Origin of the sequence: Bacillus sonorensis NBRC 101234 = KCTC 13918 (genome assembly GCF_001592005.1) — a bacterium.
GTDB classification, from domain to species: Bacteria; Bacillota; Bacilli; order Bacillales; family Bacillaceae; genus Bacillus; species Bacillus sonorensis.
Genome location: NZ_BCVZ01000009.1, coordinates 75,090 through 93,209 on the forward strand (window position 1 = coordinate 75,090; position 18,120 = coordinate 93,209).

The 18,120-nt window shown below is 45.0% G+C and carries 22 protein-coding genes; 11 read left to right on the forward strand and 11 right to left on the reverse strand.

Going from position 1 to position 18,120, the window contains the following annotated elements; all coding sequences use genetic code 11:
• Positions 1-39 precede the first annotated feature (39 nt).
• Together hemE and BTR1S_RS12130 are read right to left on the reverse strand one after the other, a co-directional pair.
• Positions 40-1,101: a uroporphyrinogen decarboxylase gene (gene hemE, locus BTR1S_RS12125; RefSeq protein WP_006636699.1), complete on the reverse strand. Its 1,062-nt coding sequence runs from the start codon at positions 1,099-1,101 to the stop codon at positions 40-42.
• Positions 1,102-1,226: 125 nt separating this feature from the next.
• Entirely contained in the window at positions 1,227-3,365 is a 2,139-nt protein-coding gene (locus BTR1S_RS12130) for a transglycosylase domain-containing protein (protein WP_029419029.1), read from the reverse strand.
• A gap of 133 nt (positions 3,366-3,498) precedes the next feature.
• Here BTR1S_RS12130 and BTR1S_RS12135 point away from each other — a divergent pair, with 133 nt between their 5' ends.
• The 3 genes from BTR1S_RS12135 (at position 3,499) to BTR1S_RS12145 (ending at position 6,806) form a co-directional block, all read left to right on the forward strand.
• A complete protein-coding gene (locus tag BTR1S_RS12135) occupies positions 3,499-4,002 on the forward strand; it encodes an antibiotic biosynthesis monooxygenase family protein (RefSeq protein WP_006636697.1) in 504 nt (167 codons plus the stop codon).
• 109 nt (positions 4,003-4,111) lie between these two features.
• A complete protein-coding gene (locus BTR1S_RS12140) occupies positions 4,112-5,503 on the forward strand; it encodes a hypothetical protein (RefSeq protein WP_029419030.1) in 1,392 nt (463 codons plus the stop codon).
• Positions 5,504-5,645: 142 nt separating this feature from the next.
• The gene (locus tag BTR1S_RS12145) at positions 5,646-6,806 is read left to right on the forward strand and encodes a M20 family metallopeptidase (protein WP_373870163.1); all 1,161 of its coding nucleotides are present in this window, start codon (positions 5,646-5,648) and stop codon (positions 6,804-6,806) included.
• 28 nt (positions 6,807-6,834) lie between these two features.
• Here the strand turns inward: BTR1S_RS12145 and BTR1S_RS12150 are convergent, their stop codons facing one another.
• The 3 genes from BTR1S_RS12150 to BTR1S_RS12160 are packed head-to-tail and all read right to left on the reverse strand — an operon-like array spanning position 6,835 to position 9,552.
• Positions 6,835-7,545 (reverse strand): EcsC family protein, encoded by a 711-nt coding sequence (locus BTR1S_RS12150; protein WP_029419031.1) that lies wholly within the window; start codon positions 7,543-7,545, stop codon positions 6,835-6,837.
• Positions 7,546-7,595: 50 nt separating this feature from the next.
• Positions 7,596-8,819 carry an ABC transporter permease gene (locus BTR1S_RS12155; protein WP_029419032.1) on the reverse strand — a complete coding sequence of 408 codons (1,224 nt, stop codon included), beginning with the start codon at positions 8,817-8,819 and terminating at the stop codon, positions 7,596-7,598.
• The gene (locus BTR1S_RS12160) at positions 8,812-9,552 is read right to left on the reverse strand and encodes an ABC transporter ATP-binding protein (protein WP_006636692.1); all 741 of its coding nucleotides are present in this window, start codon (positions 9,550-9,552) and stop codon (positions 8,812-8,814) included. The genes BTR1S_RS12155 and BTR1S_RS12160 overlap by 8 nt, the downstream gene beginning before the upstream one ends.
• A 521-nt stretch (positions 9,553-10,073) precedes the next feature.
• Here BTR1S_RS12160 and BTR1S_RS12165 point away from each other — a divergent pair.
• The 3 genes from BTR1S_RS12165 (at position 10,074) to BTR1S_RS12175 (ending at position 12,460) form a co-directional block, all read left to right on the forward strand.
• A complete protein-coding gene (locus tag BTR1S_RS12165) occupies positions 10,074-10,496 on the forward strand; it encodes an HIT family protein (protein ID WP_006636691.1) in 423 nt (140 codons plus the stop codon).
• 218 nt (positions 10,497-10,714) lie between these two features.
• Positions 10,715-11,788, forward strand: a complete 1,074-nt coding sequence (serC, locus tag BTR1S_RS12170) for a 3-phosphoserine/phosphohydroxythreonine transaminase (RefSeq protein WP_029419033.1) — start codon at positions 10,715-10,717, stop codon at positions 11,786-11,788.
• Between the two features lie 144 nt (positions 11,789-11,932).
• On the forward strand, positions 11,933-12,460 hold the full coding sequence (locus BTR1S_RS12175; RefSeq protein ID WP_006636689.1) for a tryptophan transporter: 528 nt from the start codon (positions 11,933-11,935) through the stop codon (positions 12,458-12,460).
• A gap of 90 nt (positions 12,461-12,550) precedes the next feature.
• Here BTR1S_RS12175 and yhzF read toward each other — a convergent pair whose 3' ends face one another.
• Positions 12,551-12,742, reverse strand: a complete 192-nt coding sequence (yhzF, locus tag BTR1S_RS12180) for a membrane protein YhzF (RefSeq protein WP_029419034.1) — start codon at positions 12,740-12,742, stop codon at positions 12,551-12,553.
• Between the two features lie 155 nt (positions 12,743-12,897).
• Here yhzF and BTR1S_RS12185 point away from each other — a divergent pair, with 155 nt between their 5' ends.
• Both BTR1S_RS12185 and BTR1S_RS12190 read left to right on the forward strand, forming a co-directional pair.
• Entirely contained in the window at positions 12,898-13,254 is a 357-nt protein-coding gene (locus tag BTR1S_RS12185) for a YtxH domain-containing protein (protein ID WP_006636687.1), read from the forward strand.
• Between the two features lie 193 nt (positions 13,255-13,447).
• Positions 13,448-14,062, forward strand: a complete 615-nt coding sequence (locus tag BTR1S_RS12190) for an HTH-type transcriptional regulator Hpr (RefSeq protein WP_006636686.1) — start codon at positions 13,448-13,450, stop codon at positions 14,060-14,062.
• A 3-nt stretch (positions 14,063-14,065) separates the two neighbouring features.
• Here BTR1S_RS12190 and BTR1S_RS12195 read toward each other — a convergent pair whose 3' ends face one another.
• Entirely contained in the window at positions 14,066-14,413 is a 348-nt protein-coding gene (locus BTR1S_RS12195) for a YhaI family protein (protein ID WP_006636685.1), read from the reverse strand.
• Between the two features lie 212 nt (positions 14,414-14,625).
• Here BTR1S_RS12195 and BTR1S_RS12200 point away from each other — a divergent pair, with 212 nt between their 5' ends.
• Both BTR1S_RS12200 and BTR1S_RS23285 read left to right on the forward strand, forming a co-directional pair.
• Complete coding sequence (locus tag BTR1S_RS12200) at positions 14,626-15,141, forward strand: DUF3267 domain-containing protein (protein ID WP_029419035.1); 516 nt, start codon at positions 14,626-14,628, stop codon at positions 15,139-15,141.
• A 76-nt stretch (positions 15,142-15,217) separates the two neighbouring features.
• Positions 15,218-15,433, forward strand: coding sequence for a hypothetical protein (locus tag BTR1S_RS23285; RefSeq protein WP_006636683.1), 216 nt, complete (start codon positions 15,218-15,220; stop codon positions 15,431-15,433).
• 48 nt (positions 15,434-15,481) lie between these two features.
• Here BTR1S_RS23285 and BTR1S_RS21990 read toward each other — a convergent pair whose 3' ends face one another.
• Together BTR1S_RS21990 and BTR1S_RS21995 are read right to left on the reverse strand one after the other, a co-directional pair.
• On the reverse strand, positions 15,482-15,580 hold the full coding sequence (locus BTR1S_RS21990; RefSeq protein WP_081605348.1) for a YjcZ family sporulation protein: 99 nt from the start codon (positions 15,578-15,580) through the stop codon (positions 15,482-15,484).
• A gap of 126 nt (positions 15,581-15,706) precedes the next feature.
• The gene (locus tag BTR1S_RS21995; protein WP_003180245.1) at positions 15,707-15,793 is read right to left on the reverse strand and encodes a YjcZ family sporulation protein; all 87 of its coding nucleotides are present in this window, start codon (positions 15,791-15,793) and stop codon (positions 15,707-15,709) included.
• A 163-nt stretch (positions 15,794-15,956) separates the two neighbouring features.
• On the opposite strand from BTR1S_RS21995, the gene BTR1S_RS12210 reads away from it, so the two are divergent.
• Entirely contained in the window at positions 15,957-16,820 is an 864-nt protein-coding gene (locus tag BTR1S_RS12210; RefSeq protein WP_006636682.1) for a peptidylprolyl isomerase, read from the forward strand.
• Positions 16,821-16,869: 49 nt separating this feature from the next.
• Here BTR1S_RS12210 and BTR1S_RS12215 read toward each other — a convergent pair whose 3' ends face one another.
• Positions 16,870-17,106, reverse strand: a complete 237-nt coding sequence (locus BTR1S_RS12215) for a sporulation YhaL family protein (protein WP_006636681.1) — start codon at positions 17,104-17,106, stop codon at positions 16,870-16,872.
• Between the two features lie 69 nt (positions 17,107-17,175).
• Complete coding sequence (yhaM, locus tag BTR1S_RS12220; RefSeq protein WP_006636680.1) at positions 17,176-18,120, reverse strand: 3'-5' exoribonuclease YhaM; 945 nt, start codon at positions 18,118-18,120, stop codon at positions 17,176-17,178.

The following is an 18,120-nucleotide window of genomic DNA, read 5'->3' on the forward strand; positions in this document are numbered from 1 at the left end:
TATTTTGACAGTTTATATTGAAAAGACCAACTGAAATGCTCATGGAATCATGCTCGATTGTTTTGAGGCGGAATACTCATGAACAAATGCCGTCAATTTTTTCAGTGCATCAGGGCTGACCTCTGGAAAGATGCCGTGTCCGAGATTAAAAATAAACCGGTCCGTCTGCATTCCCTGGTCAAGGATTTCTTTTGCCCTTTCCTCGATAACCTCCCAAGGGGCAAGCAATATCGATGGATCGAGATTCCCCTGAAGCGTTTTGGACAAGCCGTTTTCCCGCGCTTCCTTTATGCTCATCCGCCAGTCCAGTCCAACGACATCAAGCTGAAGATCATGCCAGTCGCGGGCGAGATGGCCCGCGCCCACCCCAAACATGATCAGCGGAACGCCTTCTTTTTTCAGCTCTTTAAACAGGGCGTCCATTGTCGGCTTGATATAGCGGCGGTAATCATCGGCGCTGAGGGCACCGACCCATGAATCAAACACCTGGATGGCTTTTGCACCGGCTCTGATTTGCGCCTTCACATAAACGGCCGCCATGTCGCCAAGCTTTTTCATCAGCCGGCTCCACGCTTCAGGCTGGCTGTACATAAACGCTTTCGTTTTATGGTAGTTTTTTGACGGTCCGCCTTCTATCATATAGCTCGCCAATGTGAACGGAGCTCCGGTAAAGCCGATCAGCGGAACATTCAGCTGCTCCTCTGTCAAGAGCTTAATCGTTTTAAGCACATATGGAATATGCTCTTCAGGCTCAAGTTCACCCAGCTTGTCAACGTCGGCGGCAGAGGTGATCGGGTTGTCGATGACAGGCCCGATTCCGTTTTGAATTTCAACATTTACGCCAATTCCCGGAAGCGGTGTCATAATATCCTTATAAAGAATCGCCGCATCCACCCCGTACTGTTCCACAGGCAGCCTGGTCACATAAGCGCACAGTTCAGGCTGATGCGTAATTTCAAACAATCCGTATTTCTCTTTCAGCGCCCTGTATTCCGCCTGCGACCTTCCAGCCTGCCTCATGTACCAGACCGGTACATGAGGGCTTTTTTCTCCGCGGCACGCTTTTAAAAATGTGTCATTAAAAGCCTTGTCGTTTTTCACAATGATTTCCACCTTTCAAACTGCAACCATACGTTCGCAAAATTACTCCTTCAAATATACCGTTTTTTTAAGAATCGGTATACTCATGAGACTTATTGTTCAAAAAATTGATGAATTTCGAGTTGCTAATGATCTGAAGGGAATACTTTCGGCTCAATAAAATCCGTTCCTTTTCCTTCCGCCTTTGTCTGCGGGTTATACGGAACAATCCTGTAGGCTGCGTCCGAAAATATATTGGAATACGGGATTTCGTAGCTTCCTTTCCCTTTGACGGTATCGATTAGCTTCTCTTTTCCGTTTTTCCTTTCATATATTCGGTATTCAGCTCTTTTATCCTCTTGCTCTTGCCATTTTAATGTCACCGTGATCAGTCCCATTGGCGTGAAGGAATAGCCGGCCTCTGCGCTTTCCAGGTCTTCCAGATGGATCGGACTGTCCAGATCTTTGACCCCCTCGGGCTTCTCAAATGTATTCGGCTTTTGATTGGAACGCCGTAAAATATCTTTATAGAGTCTTGTCGGGTACGAACTTCCTCCTTTTAAATAGTGCTTTGCATCTGTTTTATCGTAGCCCATCCAGACCGCTCCGGTCACATCGGGGGTATAGCCGGCAAACCACGCGTCTTTTGTACCGCCCTCTATTCCGGTAAACGTTGTGGAACCGGTTTTTCCGGCAATTTCTCCGGAAAATTCGCCGGATTTTGCCGTTCCGCTTCTTACAACCTCTTGAAGCATCCTCGTCATATACCAGGACGTCTGCTTGCTGAACACCTTTTCAGGAATTTCCTTATGCCTGTATAAAACATTCCCGTTTTCATCGGCAATTTTATTGATAAAGTACGGCTCGTCATATTCCCCCGAGTTGGGGAATGTCCGATAGGCCCCCGCCAATTGAAGGGGGGACACTCCTTTTTTCAGTCCGCCCAGCGCCAGAGCGAGTCCTTCGTCTGGTATGTTCATCCCTAATCGGCTTACATACGGCTTGACTGTCTCAACGCCGACCTCATTCAATGTCCATACGGCGGGCGCATTTTTGCTGTACGTCAACGCATCGACCATCGATACTTTTCCTTGATACTGTCCATCATAATTCTTTGGCGAATAGCCGCCATAGGAAAGCTGTTTATCCTCTAGGAGGGAATAAGGTTTGAACAGCTTTTCTTCAAGGGCCGGGCCGTAAACGGCAAGGGGTTTAAACGTCGACCCCGGCTGGCGGGCAGCCGTCGCCCTGTTGTACCCTTTTGAAACGTAATTCCTTCCGCCGACCGCGGCGATCACACCGCCTGTCTTGTTATCGATAAACACGGCGCTTCCTTCGGCATGATGGTCCGTCCCCGGAAAATAGCCATCCTCTTTCATCAGGATGTAGGCCGCTTTTTGCATGGATACATCAAGCGGAACGCTGATCGTGTAACCGCCTCGCAGAAGCTGGTCGCTTGAAATCGAATATCGATCATCCGCCTCTTTTATGACAAGGTCGATATAGCTGTCAAGCCAAGGGTTTTTCGATTTTTCTTTGACATGCAGCCCCAGTGTGCTTCCTTGCGCCCTGACCGTTTCTTTTGAGCTGATATACCCCTGTTCATTCATCATGCCGAGTATGACGTTGCGCCGCTCTCTGCTTTTGTCCGGATGAAGGATGGGGGAATAGGTTGTCGGCGCTTTTGGAAGCGACGCGAGAACAGCTCCTTCGCTGACTGTTAAATCCTTTACATCTTTATTAAAAAAATAATTGGCGGCTGCCTGAATCCCATAGACGCCGTGTCCGAAGTACAGCTGGTTCAGGTACATTTCCAGCAGCTTGTCTTTACTGTAGTCCCGCTCCAAATTAATCGCGATGATGACTTCTTTTGTTTTTCTTAAAAATGTTTTGTCATGAGTCAAAAAAATGTTTTTAGCAAGCTGCTGGGTAATCGTGCTCCCCCCTTCGACTTTGCCTCCGGCTAAAATATCTCGATATACAGCCCGGCTTACCGATTTTAAATCGATGCCGTGATGTTCATAGAAACGCCTGTCTTCAACGGCAATGAACGCATTTTTGACATCATCCGGCACTTCATCGATTGAGACGGGCCTCCGGTTTTCAGAATACAGGCTTGCGATTTCTTCCCCGTTTTGATCAACGATCTTTGAAGAAGCATTGAAAATCAATTTTTTCTCATCAATCACATAGTCACCGAGAAATAAAATCGTAATATATGCTAGTAAAGATAAAAGGACAATCGTCGCTGCAATGATGATCGGAATGAAAAATCTCTTTTTCATCTATTCACCTCATTCCTTTCTATAGCTAGTATGGGAATTTTTTCTTCAAATTATGTTTTGACTTTTCGTGCGTATCACCGATAGAATTTTAAACTGCCCTTTTGTTATACTAACAAAAAAGGGGTGAGAAAAAATGAATTTTTATATTACATACGGAACGGTCGATTTTTTAAAAAAGATCGCCCAACAGCATGAACTTGAAAAAATGCTCTTTATGAAAGGGCAGGACTCCGCGATCCTTTTCCACGAGACAGACGGAAAAAGCGTCTTTCAGGCACCTCACAGCTACGACATCATCGATCAATCCGGCTCATTGGAGCAGCCGGGCTTTGCCGTCCTCAACAATATTCCTGTCACAGAAGAAGGAAGATCCCTGTTTGAAACCCGTTTTAAAAACAGGGCAGGCAAAATAGAAAAACAGCCTGGATTCAAGGCGCTCAGGGTGCTGCGGCCGAAAGAAAGCGATACGTATATCGTATTAACCCTTTGGGAGTCAGAGCAGGCATTTCAGGATTGGAAAAACTCAAAATCCTTCAGCGAAGCCCACAACAAACAGCATTCTTCCACGGGAATCAACAAAGGCGGCACGATTTTTTCCCGTCCGTCCTATATTTCTTCCTATCATTCAGTCGAATAACTGCCTCAATGCGAAGGCAGTTTTTTTATTTCCGAGGAAATGACGCCCCTCACACTCTGCCGGCCCATGAATAAGCTGTAAGAGGTCATCATCACGGGGGGATGAAAAATTGGGGTTTGAATTAACGTCCATTCATTTCGTGTATGTGGGCTTTATCGCAGCCATCCTCGTCTTCATGCTTTTCCGCCTTGACACAACCTTTATTTCGCTTGCCGGAATTTTTTTCGTTTCTTTATGTGCCACCCACTCATTAAGCGCTTCTGTCATCGGTGTTTTTAACAGTTTGATCTACGCTTGCACGGAACTTCTTCCGACTATTTTTATCATTTGCTTCATCGTGTCCATGAGCGAACTCTTAACGAAAACAGGCGTCAACGAAACGATGATGACCCCCGTTTCCAAAATGATCAAAGGGCCTGTTCTGGCCTACTGGATCACTGGAATTTTGATGTTTATCATCTCATCTTTTTTTTGGCCTTCTCCCGCTGTCGCGCTTATTGGCGCTGTTCTGCTGCCGGCGTCTCTTAAAGCCGGATTATCGCCGATGGTCACAGCTGCGGCGATGAATCTCTTTGGCCACGGGTTTGCCCTGTCCGGAGATTTCGTGATTCAGGCAGCGCCAAAATTGACGGGCGACGCGGCCGGAGTGCCTGTCACAGAAGTGATGAAAGCCAGCATCCCGCTTGTCGCTATAATGGGAATTGTGACAACAATGACAGCCTTTCTCATGTTTGAAAAGGCAAGAAAGCGTCAAAATATAAGTGCGTTTGCCAACAAAAGCTCAGAATCCATGAAAAAAGAAGCGGAATGGCGGCTTTTACAACCTTTAAAGAAACTGCTCGCCATCCTCATCCCGATGTTTTTTCTTAGTGATATCGCCTTGATGCTGATGCTGGATCTTCAAGGTGATGAAGCGACCGCATTAGTCGGAGGAACGGCAGTTTTCGTCCTCATCCTCATCCACTTTATCGTCCACAAGCACCAATGCCTTGAGAAAATCACCGAATATTTCACTCACGGTTTCCAATTTGGGTTTAAAGTTTTTTCCCCCGTCATTCCGATTGCCGCATTTTTTTATCTTGGAGACGCGGGTTTTGAAAAAGTGTTGACGGCCGATATCCCCGGCTTCTCGAACAGGATCGTTCATGATCTCGGTTTGTCTTTCGCCCATTCCGTACCATTGTCTAAAGAAATCGCAGCGATCGCTCTAACGTTTGCCGGGGCAGTAACAGGGCTGGACGGCTCTGGTTTTTCCGGGATCTCGCTCGCCGGCTCTGCAGCGAGAATGTTTGCTGAGGCTGTTGACGGAAATCCTGCCGTTCTTACCGCGCTTGGCCAAATCTCAGCCATCTGGGTCGGAGGCGGTACACTTGTTCCATGGGCGCTCATTCCAGTGGCAGCCATCTGCAAAGTCGATCCTTTTGAACTGGCGAGAATCAATTTCATTCCCGTCGCGATAGGGCTGACCGTCACGGCGATCACTGCGATATTTCTTCTATAAAAAAGCTGACAGACCAGTTGAAACAGGGTATGAACTGTCATAAAATTATAAAAACTCTTTATTCCTTAAGGGAGGAATTGATTTGAACGCAGCCGCATTAAAGCAAACAATCTGTGAGCAGCTTGAGACGCGCTACGATGAGATGGTCTCACTGAGGCGCCACTTCCACCAGCACCCTGAACTTTCTTTTCAAGAAAAGGAAACAGCAGCGTTTATCGCTTCTTATTATGAAGCCCTCGGCATCCCGATTCGCACAAATGTCGGCGGAGGCGGCGTCCTCGCTTATATCGAGGGAGGGCAGCCCGGCCCTGTCATCGCTTTACGAGCCGACTTTGACGCCCTTCCCATCCAGGATGAAAAAGATGTTCCTTACCGGTCAGCGGTCCCGGGTGTTATGCATGCCTGCGGCCATGACGGCCATACCGCCACACTGCTTGTCCTCGCAAGAGTTCTGCACGAAAACGCGAGCCGTTTAAAAGGAAAGCTTGTGATGATTCATCAGCACGCGGAGGAATATTCACCAGGCGGGGCGAAACCGATGATTGAAGACGGCTGCCTTGACGGAGTCGACGCAATTTTCGGCACGCATTTATGGGCAACAGAGCCGCTCGGAACGGTGCAATACAGAACAGGACCGATCATGGCAGCTGCAGACCGCTTTACCATTACAATCAACGGGAAAGGCGGGCACGGCGCCCAGCCTCATAAAACAAAGGATGCGGTATTGATCGGTTCACAGATTGTATCGGCCCTTCAGCACATTGTCAGTCGCAGGCTTGATCCGACACAGCCGGCCGTCATTTCGACAGGATCATTTCTCGCAGAAAATTCTTTTAATGTCATTGCCGATAAAGCGGTTTTAATCGGTACAGCCCGTTCCTTCAGTGAAGACGTCCGAACGCTCATTGAAAAGGAGATCGAACACGTTGTCAAAGGGATCTGCCTGATGCACGGCGCTTTTTATGACTATTCCTATGAAAGGGGCTATCCGCCCGTCTGCAATCATCCGGAAGAAACGGCGTTTCTCGCGGAGATTGCCCGGCGTACGGACGGTGTCGAAAGAGTGGCGGAAAGCGAATTGCAGATGGGCGGAGAAGATTTTTCCTACTATCTCCAGCATGTGAAAGGGACTTTTTTCTTTACAGGGGCCCGCCCAGAAAATCCGCAACACGCCTATCCCCATCATCATCCGAAATTTGATATTCATGAAAAAGCGATGCTGATCGCCGCCAAAGTGATGGCAAATGCGGCGCTTTCTTATCAGGAGCAGGGAGAAGCTTCTGCGGCAGCAGCTGAGGTTTGATTCCGCACGCAAAAAGAAAAAGCCGGGTTCATTCCCCGGCTTCTTCTTTGATCAACCTCAAATGAAACACATGCCTCGCCGTTTCTCCGAGGTGCCCGAGCAGTTTATAATTGGCGGTCCCGCCGACGATCGCGCCAAAGCCCGGAACGAGCTGAAACAATTTAACCAGGTCAAGATAATCCCGGTACTCCTGCTGAAATGCGCGCCAATCGATTTCCCGATTTTCCGTTTCCCAATTTTCAATGATGCGAAAAATCTCTTTTCGATGAGCTTCACTTGAAAAAGCGAGCTGAAAAATATAAAGAAGAAATATCCGTTCTTCTTTTCGCTTCGTATTGCATCCGTAAATTGAGGCCAATTCAAACAGGCATTTCATTTTAATGCCCAGCAGAATCGGAAAATCTGCCATTCCGAGAAAGATCCCGCCCGCTCCGGTGCCAATGCCGGATGCGGCGGCCGCCTTTTGATATTGAGCGATCACTTTTTTAGCCAACTTGTCTTTTTCTCCTAAGGAAAGCGAGCCTGTTTCCTTTTGGTGCGTCGTCAAATTTGAACCGAGCAGCGTGGCTTCAACCATTTTTTTAACGCTTTCGGTAACAGCTTTATGAACCTTGCCGGGAATACGGGCGTTAATCTTTTCCTGCACACCTTTTGACATCCGCTCGGCCATTGATGCTTTTCGCAAAAACCTCATTTTCCAGCGGAAGGCTTCATCTAATAAAAACTGATTTTCATTCATGCCTTTCACCCCTTCTTTATTCATACTGACGGATAAAGAAAAGGATTCATTTACCTGCGTGCATGTTTTTTAAGCCTGCTGCTGAAGTACGGCTTCAAAATGACAAAGATGAGCAGCGCTGAACCCGCAAGTCCCGCAAGCGTCCCTGTCCACTGCATCTTGATGGCGCAAGCGGCCGCCAATACCAACGCCTGAATACTGAGTACAATGTGGAGCAAGGAAAAGAAGCTTTTTCGCCTCTCCTCTTGTCTCACGGGATAAAGCTCTTGCAGAGACAAATGTGAAAAATGGTCAAATAAAGGCGTCAGCTGAATGCCTGTAATAAAAACGGTAAAAACGGCCAAAAGCGCGGACACCCATTCATGAGTTGAAAAATAAACAATAATAACGGCAAAAATGACTGTCAGTCTGAGGACGATCCCGAAATAGTCGTTCGATCTGATAAAAGCTCTCGCGTACATATACGTAAACGTCTTCCGCTGATCATACGGGATGAATCCGAGCAGCCAATCCAGATAAGCCCTCCTTTTTGCCTGCTTTCTGAGATGCGGCACATCTGTAAACAAATTGGCCAACCTGTAAAACCGCTGTTTCCTTCTTATTTCGTCCTCGATATGCTGCTCCCATTTCAATGATTTTTTCTTTACAGCCGCTGTAAAATACACGATCAGCACAGCCATGATGGCATAGACGTCGAGCGCAAAGCCGTAGGAACCCTGCAATGCAAAATAAATGACAAGCGTATTTAGGAAGAAACGGACGACTTGGTCGATGATCCGGATGTTTTTTTCACGTAAGTACGTCATCCGCCATTGCATCGCCATATTCCAGGCCTTCACCACAAGCAATTGAATGAAAAGAACCGCATACGCCGGCAATGTTTTTCCGCTTGTTTGAAAATAAAGCGGAGCCGAGACGAGCATTAACGCAATCAGCGGAAACAGCTGCGTCGCAAAGCTGAAGCGGAAGGCTTGTTTCAAGTACGGCTCCATTTTTGCTTCAAGCGGCAGCAAAAACACAAGATCCGCTTCTTTCAACAGCGTTCTGACGTAAGAGCTTGTCAAAACGAGCGAAAACAAGGCCGCCATCACCCAATAGGCAGGAAATCCTTGCGGAATATCTTTCAGCCATTTGCTGTACCAGCTGGCCGCACCTGCGATAAAAAAAATCATGACGATGACGAGATGGTCATTGAGCATATATTTCAAATAGGATCTTGTTTCTTTTATATACTCCTCAATTCTGGCCTTCCAAATGTCTTGAATGCTATTCATAGCTCTCTTCCTTCGTCAGCTCAAGATACAGATCGTCAAGGCTTGCTTCCTTCATCGAAAATTGTTCTCTGAGCTCTTCAAGCGTTCCCTTAGCCCGCACTTCGCCGTTATGTAAAATAATGAAAGAATCGCAATAACGCTCAGCTGTCGCCAGTATGTGCGTCGACATCAAGACGGCGGAACCGTTTTTCTTCGCTTCATTCATCCGCTCGAGCAGAGCGTTGATGGCAAGCGGGTCGAGACCAAGAAAAGGTTCGTCAATGATATAAAGATCAGGCTCCACTAAAAATGCGCACATAATCATCACCTTCTGCTTCATTCCCTTAGAAAAATGGGCTGGAAACCATTTTAGACGCTTTTCCATTCTGAACTCCTTTAAGAGCGGGGGAAGCCTTTTTTCAAACGTTTCTTTTGACAATCCATAAGCCATCGCGGTCAGTTCCAAATGCTCTTTAAGCGTCAGCTCTTCATACAAAATCGGCGTCTCGGGAATAAATGTAAACTGTGAACGATAGCTTTCCGGATCTTCGACAAACGTTTTGCCGTTCAGTTCAACTGATCCTTTGTGCGGCTCCATCAAACCGATAATATGGCGAATCGTCGTGCTTTTGCCGGCCCCGTTCAAGCCGATCAAGCCGACGATCTGCTTTCGGTCAATCTCAAATGAAACATCCCGGAGCACCGGATTGCGTGTATACCCGCCGGTCAGATCTTTTACAGAGAGTAGTGACATACGTTCGTTCCTTTCTTGCATTTTTCTTAATAGTACCAAAAATAAGGAGGTATTTGAAACGTTTTCCCCTATGCTTTTCACGCATAAACGAAAACGCATCGGGACAATCTAATGATTGAAGAGGGGGAAGCTGATCTTTCTGGCGAATGAGGTGTTTGTCAAAGACAAAATCCTGGAAAGTCCAGTTTGAAAAGAATATAAAGCATGTCAAAGGCTTAGAAATTTCTTTCATCCACTGAATTGAGAAAGCATCTGCTTTATATGGTACACATCCTATAAAAAAGATGTGATGATCAAATGAGGTGTTTGTCGCAGGAAATGGACAGGCGGTTCAAGTCTTCATTTTGACGAAAAATGGGGTGCTTGCAAAAGGCAGTGTATAAATTTCTTTAGCAAAAGCCGACCCTTCTTCATGCAGGGTGAACGCGGGAGCCGTTCATCCTGTTTTCGTGTTTCCGGAATAATTGTGGTAATATTATGCTTATACATAACCTTTCCGTTGTGGAAAAAGGAGGAAAAATATGAGCGATTGTATTTTTTGTAAAATTATAAACGGAGAAATCCCTTGTGCAAAAGTCTTTGAAAATGAACACGTAATGGCTTTTCTGGATATCAGTCAAGTCACAAAAGGACATACCCTTGTGATTCCAAAGGTTCACAAAACCAATATATATGAAATGACACCTGAGATATCAAGAGATTTTTTTGAAGCGGTTCCGAAAATCGCCCAAGCCATTAAAGATGAATACGAGCCAATCGGTTTAAATCTTCTGAACAACAATGGCGAAAAAGCGGGCCAGTCCGTCTTCCATTACCACATGCACATTATTCCCCGCTACGGGAAAGGAGACGGCTTCGGAGCTGTCTGGAAAACGCATGCGGACGACTATACACCGGAAGATCTGCAATCGATCGCTTCTTCCATCAACAAGCATTTAACATGAGAGGTTGAAGGGCACCGGCTAAGCGCCGGCGCCCTCTTTGATTTGCCGAGCTTTGTATTGAAGTCTGTCAAAAAAAATACACAATATGTACGATCCCTTTTCCCTTCAAGAATCCCGGCGCTCCTTTTTCACACAATTCAAATTTTTTATGTATAACGGGAACCATTTATGATAGGATGGTTTTATATTTTTTATACACACGACAGGGAGCGATTGTGATGGTACGTACTACAAACTTTAATGCAGGACCTGCAGCACTGCCTTTAGAGGTGTTACAAAAGGCGCAAAACGAATTTGTTGATTTCAACGGAGCGGGGATGTCCGTCATGGAGCTGTCCCACCGCAGCAAAGAATACGACGCCGTTCATCAAAAAGCGAAAGCTCTTTTAAAGGAACTGATGGAGATTCCTGATGATTATGAGATTTTGTTTCTTCAAGGCGGCGCAAGCCTCCAGTTTTCAATGATTCCGATGAACTTTCTTTCAAAGGAAAAAACGGCGCACTTCATCATGACCGGAGCATGGTCTGAAAAAGCCCTGGCTGAAGCCAAGCTTTTCGGAAGCACATCGGTTATTGCGACCAGCGAAGACGACACTTACAAATATATTCCCGATGTCCCGGAGATTCCGGCTGACGGAGCGTATCTTCATCTGACATCTAACAATACGATTTTCGGCACGCAGTGGCAGCAGTTCCCTGACTCACCGATTCCGCTTGTAGCTGACATGTCGAGCGACATTTTAAGCAGAAAAATCGACGTATCAAAGTTCGGCATCATCTATGCCGGCGCACAAAAAAACCTGGGCCCTTCAGGGGTAACCGTCGTCATCATCAAAAAAGACCTGCTCTCAAAAGAAAACGAACAGGTAGCGAAAATCTTAAAATACTCAACACATGCTAAAGCGAATTCGCTTTACAACACCCCTCCGACTTTTGCCATTTATATGCTGTCTCTCGTGCTTGAGTGGCTGAAAGAAAAAGGCGGAGTGGCTGAAATTGAAAAACGCAACCGCAAAAAAGCCGGGATTTTATACAGAGCGATTGATGAAAGCGGCGGATTTTACAAGGGGCATGCGAGAGAGGACAGCCGTTCAAACATGAACGTTACCTTCACGCTGAAAAATGATGAACTGACAAAAGCATTTATCGCGAAGGCCAAAGAAGAAAGAATGTCAGGCCTTGGCGGCCACCGTTCTGTCGGCGGATGCCGCGCATCGATTTACAATGCGGTTTCTGTTGAAGATTGCGAAAAACTTGCCGCCTTCATGAAAACATTCCGGGAAGAACATTAGGCTTCCGCCTCATATTTCCAGAGGCTAAAAAAGGCTTCCCCAACCATTCCAAAGTTTGATATACTACTATAAAGCTTTCGCAATAAATGACGAGCATATTATTGGAAAGCAGCAAAATGAGCCTGAGACGAGGAGAGAATAGTTATGAAAACAAAAGAATTAGTTGCAATGGCCCTATTTGTCGCCATTGGTGCAGCGCTGCACGCAGTGATTCCGCCCTTTTTTTACGGGATGAAGCCAGATATGATGCTGATTATGATGTTTATGGGTATCCTTTTGTTCCCAAAACTCCAAAATGTACTTGTCATCGGAGTTGTCACCGGCATTATTTCCGCTTTAACGACTTCGTTTCCGGGAGGACAGCTGCCAAACATCATTGATAAACCGATGACGGCTTTGATCTTTTTCGGCGCTTTTCTCGCTGTGAAAAAACTTGGCAGCAGAACGCTGACAGCTGCCGGATTAACCGCTGTGGGAACGCTCATTTCAGGAACGATTTTCCTGACGTCTGCCCTATTGATCGTCGGCCTGCCGGGAAATCAGGGATTTATGACGCTGTTCTTTGTCATTGTGCTGCCGACCGCTTTGATCAGCACGATCGCCATGTTTGTCATCTATCCCATTGTGCAGACGATCCTGAAACGATCAAGGCTGACTGAAGAAGTAAAATAATGCAAAAACCTCTTTAAGAAAGGCGTGCTCCTTTTTTGAAGAGGTTTTTTTTCGGATATATGGTCAAAAAAAGGGGAATCCGCCCGATATTTATATAAGAAGCCTGATACAAAAGAGGAGCAGGAGCAACACGCCCGCACCACCTGCGCAAAAAAGCGCTTTTTGTTTAAGAACGCGTTTCGGCGGATAAGATGCTGAAAATCCGAGCAGCCTTAAATAATAAAAAGAGCCGGCGGTAAAAACGGCAATTAAAATCGTTAAAAAAGCATTGATGGCAGACAACCCTCTCCCTCCTTTTTTAAAAAGTATGCTAAAATAAAGCAAGCTATGCAGAAGTTTTCCCGGGATTGATGCCCGCGAAAGCCCCTTGCAACCATTCAAATATGATGAGGCTGCCATAAGCCTGATCTTTCAAAAATATAATCGGGGTGATGTATATGTCAAAAGGCCGATCTTTAGCAGCTGGTCTGCTTGTAGGCGGAGTTATCGGAGGAGTCGCGGCGCTGCTTGCCGCACCCACTTCAGGAAAAGACTTGAGAAGGCAGCTCAAAGCGAACTGCGGAAAGTTTGAGGACACGGTAAAAAGACTGAAAAGCGACGGACTCGCTCTAAAAGAGCAAGTCGTGAAAACAGCGAGAGAAAGCGCGGAAATCATCAAGGACGTCGGCAGTGAACTGCAATCTTCAATCCAGGAATGGAAAGAGGAAATCAAGCCCCATCAGCAGGATCTTAAAAAGGAACTCGCTGACATTGAAGAAAAGATCAAACAACTGGAGAAAACCTTACAAAACTAATATACTCAGCGAAAAAAATAAACCTATAAAAAAGGGGTGTGAATGGTCATTTTCACGCTCCTTTTTTAATCAAAATGCTGATTTCTCATAGAAAAAGCCGATTTTTTAAAAATTTCGTAAATTTACATCTTTATTAATCTTTATTTTATTGGCATAATAGAATTATTAAGATAAAGAGAAGCAGGTGAAGTGAATGAATCGATCGGAAGAGCCCTATACGGTGAAAGAAGCCCTTTTATTCAGCCAAAGAATGGCACAGCTAAGCAAGGCGCTTTGGAAATCGATAGAAAAGGATTGGCAGCAGTGGATTAAACCTTATGATTTAAACATCAACGAGCATCATATTTTGTGGATTGCCTACCAGCTGAACGGCGCTTCAATTTCTGAAATCGCCAAGTTTGGTGTGATGCACGTATCCACGGCGTTTAACTTTTCAAAAAAACTTGAGGAAAGAGGCTATCTCGAGTTCTCGAAAAAATTAAACGATAAACGCAACACGTACATTCAGCTGACTCCAAAAGGCGAGGAAGTTTTTCTTAAAATCCTCGAGTCTTATGATCCGTCCCGGAACGCTGTTTTAAAAGGCGCCCAGCCTCTTCATCAGCTGTATGGGAAATTCCCTGAAATCGTCGAAATGATGTCGATCATCCGTCATATTTACGGCGATGATTTCATGGAGATTTTCGAAAAATCATTTTCCAATATCGAAAATGAATTTATCAGCGACGACGGCAAAATGAAGAAAAAAGAAGAAGCGAAAGAAACCGGGGAATTAATAGAGATGGATAAACCGCTTTTAGCCCCCTAAACACTAATCCAAGCCGTACTGTTTGATGATGCTGATGAACTCGCTCATCAGCGGTTTGTAAAGACCTTGTCTGTGAAGGGCGAAAATCGTTTCGTGCACTTCGAGTTTTTCATTTAACTGTCCTGCAAAAAGCGCAAGGAGATGGTCAAACATCACAAATCCTTGCGCTTTTTGCGCCTCAAGCTCTTCTGCCAGTTCTTCGCACAGCTTTTCCGTTTCTTTTGCTTCTTCCGCCGATAATCCCCGTTCAATCAATATTTTGTAGTATGGATATTGATCCATATCCGCTATGTTCAGCAAAAGCTTGATATAATATTCCAACCGTTCAAGACGATGTTCTATTGAATCCATATTTGTCACATCTCTCCTTTATTTTATTTTAGCCGATAATCCCTTCCGATGAAAGTTCCACATCGAGATTTCCCTTCCCTCTGAGGCTCCTCTCATTTCTTCTGAAAAATGGTCGATTTTTTTTTGGAAAAAGGATTGATTTTTCTCAGGCAGAGGAGTAAATTATTCTGAGGATTTCATATAACAGTTTGAGAAACGGAAGGATGTCATTTATGAGTTGCTGGAAAACCATCAATCTGATCAAAGATTATGGAGGTATGCGCCTTGTACTCGCCGCGGTCAGTTTAATGATCTTGTTTTTTATTCCCGAATATTTGGCTATGCAGCTGATTCATCCGCAAACCGTTCAGAGGGGCGACCACGCTCTTTTATTTGCAGGTCTTTTAGTTGCAGCGATTATCGCTCATAAAATCCTTCACATTTTACCGATTATCAGCAAGAGAAAAATAGAAAAGAAGATCTTTTGGCTGAAAATGAGAACATGGAGAGAAATTCCAAAGAATACGATGCTTGTCTCCCTTCTCTGCCCTTTTGTGGTCATCACGCCGGCTTTTTTCTATGCAGGGGCCGTCATGCCGGACTTCGCCCACTATTTCTGCATCATTTCCAGCATTCATTTCGGCTATTGTCTTCCTGACTTTTTGTTTGCCTGGAAATTGGTCAAAGCGCCGAAAAATTGCTTTGTCGATCAGGAAGCCGATGATTTTGATATTTTGATACAAAAATAAGCGGCGGCAGGCACTTGGAAAATCCTTTTTTTCAGTCTATTTTCTATCTTTTTTAATAAATATTTGGTAATGTAGTATGGAGCAGAAACAGAGAGGGGGATCTCCTATTATCCTTTTATATTTCATCTTGTTCGCGGTCTTTACTGTGTTTAACATAAACAAGCTTACAAACTCTTTATGCCTTGTCAGAGAGATTCCTGAAGAACGGCAGGATAAGGTATTTAGGATGATTAACGTGCTTATTTTGATTTTATTGATCTCATCATTCATTGAGATTTCCTTTACAGCGTAAAAGGATAGCTGCCTGATCACATCGATCAGGCAGCTATCCTTTTGTTCGTTAGCATATCCAAGAAGCACCAATAATAATGAGTAAGATGAACAGTACCACAAGCAGCGCAAAGCCGCCGGCGAAACCTCCTACATAGCCGTCGCCCATATTGACACCTCCTCTGCCCCAGTCGTTACGATAGTGTATGCACGATTGTCATGAAACGATTAGGCTCTCCTCACAAAAGAAAAGAACCGCCCGAAAAAAGCGATTCTTTTCCTACGTTTCACGGTTTTAGTACAAGTAAGCTGCACCGACAATGATTAATAAAATGAATAACACGACTAATAAAGCAAAACCGCTTGAGTATCCTCCGCTCATGTTATTGACCTCCTTTTCTTGATCACTATATTTGTATGATGATCAAGAAAAATTGACTAGACGGATGCCCCTCTCTTGAAAATCTTTTTACAGCATGTCAGAATATGATATGATACTATTCAAAGGAAAGTTTAAACTGTTATGATTAGGAGTGTTTTCATTTATGAAGAAGATTGCAATTGCGGCGATTACGGCGACAAGCCTTCTGGCTCTCAGCGCGTGCAGCGGGGGAGATTCTGAAGTTGTCGCAGAAACAAAAGCAGGAAATGTAACAAAAGAAGAGCTTTATCAAACATTAAAAGAAAACGCCGGAGCGGACGCGCTTAACATGCTTGTTCAGCAAAAAGTACTCGATGACAAATACAAGGCCTCAGACAAAGAAATTGACAAAAAACTGAATGAATACAAGAAAACCGCAGGCGACCAGATCAACGCGCTGATTGATCAAAAAGGCGAAAAATACGTCAAAAAACAGATCAAATATGAACTTCTTATGCAGAAAGCCGCAAAGGATAACATAAAAGTAACAGACAAAGACGTGAAAGAATATTATGACGGCCTCAAAGGCAAAATCCGCGCGAGCCACATTCTCGTCAAAGATAAGAAAACCGCTGAAGAAGTTGAGAAAAAGCTGAAAAAAGGCGAAAAATTTGAAGACCTTGCAAAAGAGTATTCAACTGACGGAACTGCTGAAAAAGGCGGCGACCTCGGCTGGTTTGGCAAAACTGAAATGGATAAATCATTCACCAAAGCGGCCTTCGCTCTGAAAACAGGCGAAATCAGCGGCCCTGTCAAATCACAATGGGGCTACCACATCATTAAGAAAACAGAAGAACGCGGCAAATACGATGACATGAAAAACGATCTGAAAAAACTGCTAATAGAACAAAAACAAAGCGATACAACTGAACTTCAGTCCGTCATGAACAAACTCGTCAAAGACGCTGACATGAAGGTAAAAGATAAAGAACTGAAAAAACAAGTCGAACAAAGCCAGTCATCTGCACAAACAAACAGCAACAGCTGATTCGGCATAAAAAAAGCTGTCCTCCCCTTTCGGGGCCGGACAGCTTTTTTTATGCGATTGAATGGTTGTTTTCAGCTGATGTCTCACGCTGTTCTTCATGATTGCCAGGAGATTGTTTCATCCGTCTTTCTTTTTCTTTTTCCATCCGTTCAATGTAAACCCGGCCTTCCTTTTCGATGAAAGCCTGATCGATCTTTTCTTCCTCTTTTGCCGTCGTCATCAGCTTATAGGCGCTGAAAATAATACCGACAATGCAAAGATAGACCCACCACGGAAAAAACAGCACAGCTTTTCCCCCTTTTTCAGATACATGATATACCTGAAATGTATGCAAAAGAAAGACAAGTTATGACGGTTACTTATGAAAGACAGGCTTATAAAAGGAACGATTATCCAAAGCGAAGACGCGCTCGGTGTACTCCCCTGGCTTGACCCGTTCGAGCGCTCTGTCCATCATATTGATTTTCGCGTCGAGGTTGTCGATATAGTGAAGAATTTCCGCTTCTTTGACCATCGGCGGTTTCGGGCTTCCCCACTCCGGTTTGCCGTGGTGGCTTAAAATCAAATGCTGAAGAATAAGGATCTCTTCAGAATCGATTTGAAGCTCTTCAGCGGCTTTTGAGATTTCTGTCACCATGATCGAAATATGGCCGAGCAGATTCCCTTCAACAGTATATGTAGTTGACACAGGGCCGGAGAGCTCTTTTACTTTCCCGAGATCGTGGAGAATGACGCCGGCATACAGCAGGTCGCGGTCAAGGGTCGGATATAAATCGGCGACCGATTTAGCGAGATTAAGCATTGAGACCACATGATACGCCAATCCAGACACAAACTCGTGATGGTTTTTCGTCGCAGCCGGAAAATCGATGAATTCCTTTCCGTATTTTTTGACAAGATGCCTTGTGATCCGTTGGATATTCGGGTTTTTCATTTCAAAAATATATTGAGTGATCGTCTCCATCATTTCGTTTTTTGGAATCGGCGCGGTTTCCAGGAAATCATCGATTTTAACATTTTCGTGTTCAGCCGCAGGTCTGATATTTCTCAGCTTCAGCTGGTTGCGCCCCCGGTAATGATGAATGTCGCCGACCACTTTGACGATTGTTTGCGGTCCATAAATCGTTTCATCTTGCTGCTTCGCGTCCCAAAGCTTTGCTTCGATGTCGCCTGACTGATCCTGCAGCATCAATGTTAAAAACGGTTTTCCGTTGCTTGCGATTCCTTTTGTTGACGACTTGATGAGCAAGTACAAATCCACCTGTTCGCCAACCTCGTGCAGCATGATACCTTTTGCCAT

Bases quoted from the DNA above. Each gene is read 5' to 3' on its own strand.
- BTR1S_RS12195 (WP_006636685.1), bottom strand. From the start codon at position 14,413: ATGGATTCAATAGAACATCGTCTTGAACGGTTGGAATATTATATCAAG.
- BTR1S_RS12190 (WP_006636686.1), top strand. From the start codon at position 13,448: ATGAATCGATCGGAAGAGCCCTATACGGTGAAAGAAGCCCTTTTATTC.
- BTR1S_RS21990 (WP_081605348.1), bottom strand. From the start codon at position 15,580: ATGGGCGACGGCTATGTAGGAGGTTTCGCCGGCGGCTTTGCGCTGCTT.
- BTR1S_RS12200 (WP_029419035.1), top strand. From the start codon at position 14,626: ATGAGTTGCTGGAAAACCATCAATCTGATCAAAGATTATGGAGGTATG.
- serC (WP_029419033.1), top strand. From the start codon at position 10,715: ATGGTACGTACTACAAACTTTAATGCAGGACCTGCAGCACTGCCTTTA.
- BTR1S_RS12155 (WP_029419032.1), bottom strand. From the start codon at position 8,819: ATGAATAGCATTCAAGACATTTGGAAGGCCAGAATTGAGGAGTATATA.
- BTR1S_RS12130 (WP_029419029.1), bottom strand. From the start codon at position 3,365: ATGAAAAAGAGATTTTTCATTCCGATCATCATTGCAGCGACGATTGTC.
- BTR1S_RS12185 (WP_006636687.1), top strand. From the start codon at position 12,898: ATGTCAAAAGGCCGATCTTTAGCAGCTGGTCTGCTTGTAGGCGGAGTT.
- BTR1S_RS12210 (WP_006636682.1), top strand. From the start codon at position 15,957: ATGAAGAAGATTGCAATTGCGGCGATTACGGCGACAAGCCTTCTGGCT.
- BTR1S_RS12175 (WP_006636689.1), top strand. From the start codon at position 11,933: ATGAAAACAAAAGAATTAGTTGCAATGGCCCTATTTGTCGCCATTGGT.
- yhaM (WP_006636680.1), bottom strand. From the start codon at position 18,120: ATGGCAAAAGGTATCATGCTGCACGAGGTTGGCGAACAGGTGGATTTG.
- BTR1S_RS23285 (WP_006636683.1), top strand. From the start codon at position 15,218: ATGGAGCAGAAACAGAGAGGGGGATCTCCTATTATCCTTTTATATTTC.
- BTR1S_RS12160 (WP_006636692.1), bottom strand. From the start codon at position 9,552: ATGTCACTACTCTCTGTAAAAGATCTGACCGGCGGGTATACACGCAAT.
- BTR1S_RS21995 (WP_003180245.1), bottom strand. From the start codon at position 15,793: ATGAGCGGAGGATACTCAAGCGGTTTTGCTTTATTAGTCGTGTTATTC.
- BTR1S_RS12150 (WP_029419031.1), bottom strand. From the start codon at position 7,545: ATGAATGAAAATCAGTTTTTATTAGATGAAGCCTTCCGCTGGAAAATG.
- BTR1S_RS12145 (WP_373870163.1), top strand. From the start codon at position 5,646: ATGGTCTCACTGAGGCGCCACTTCCACCAGCACCCTGAACTTTCTTTT.
- BTR1S_RS12135 (WP_006636697.1), top strand. From the start codon at position 3,499: ATGAATTTTTATATTACATACGGAACGGTCGATTTTTTAAAAAAGATC.
- BTR1S_RS12165 (WP_006636691.1), top strand. From the start codon at position 10,074: ATGAGCGATTGTATTTTTTGTAAAATTATAAACGGAGAAATCCCTTGT.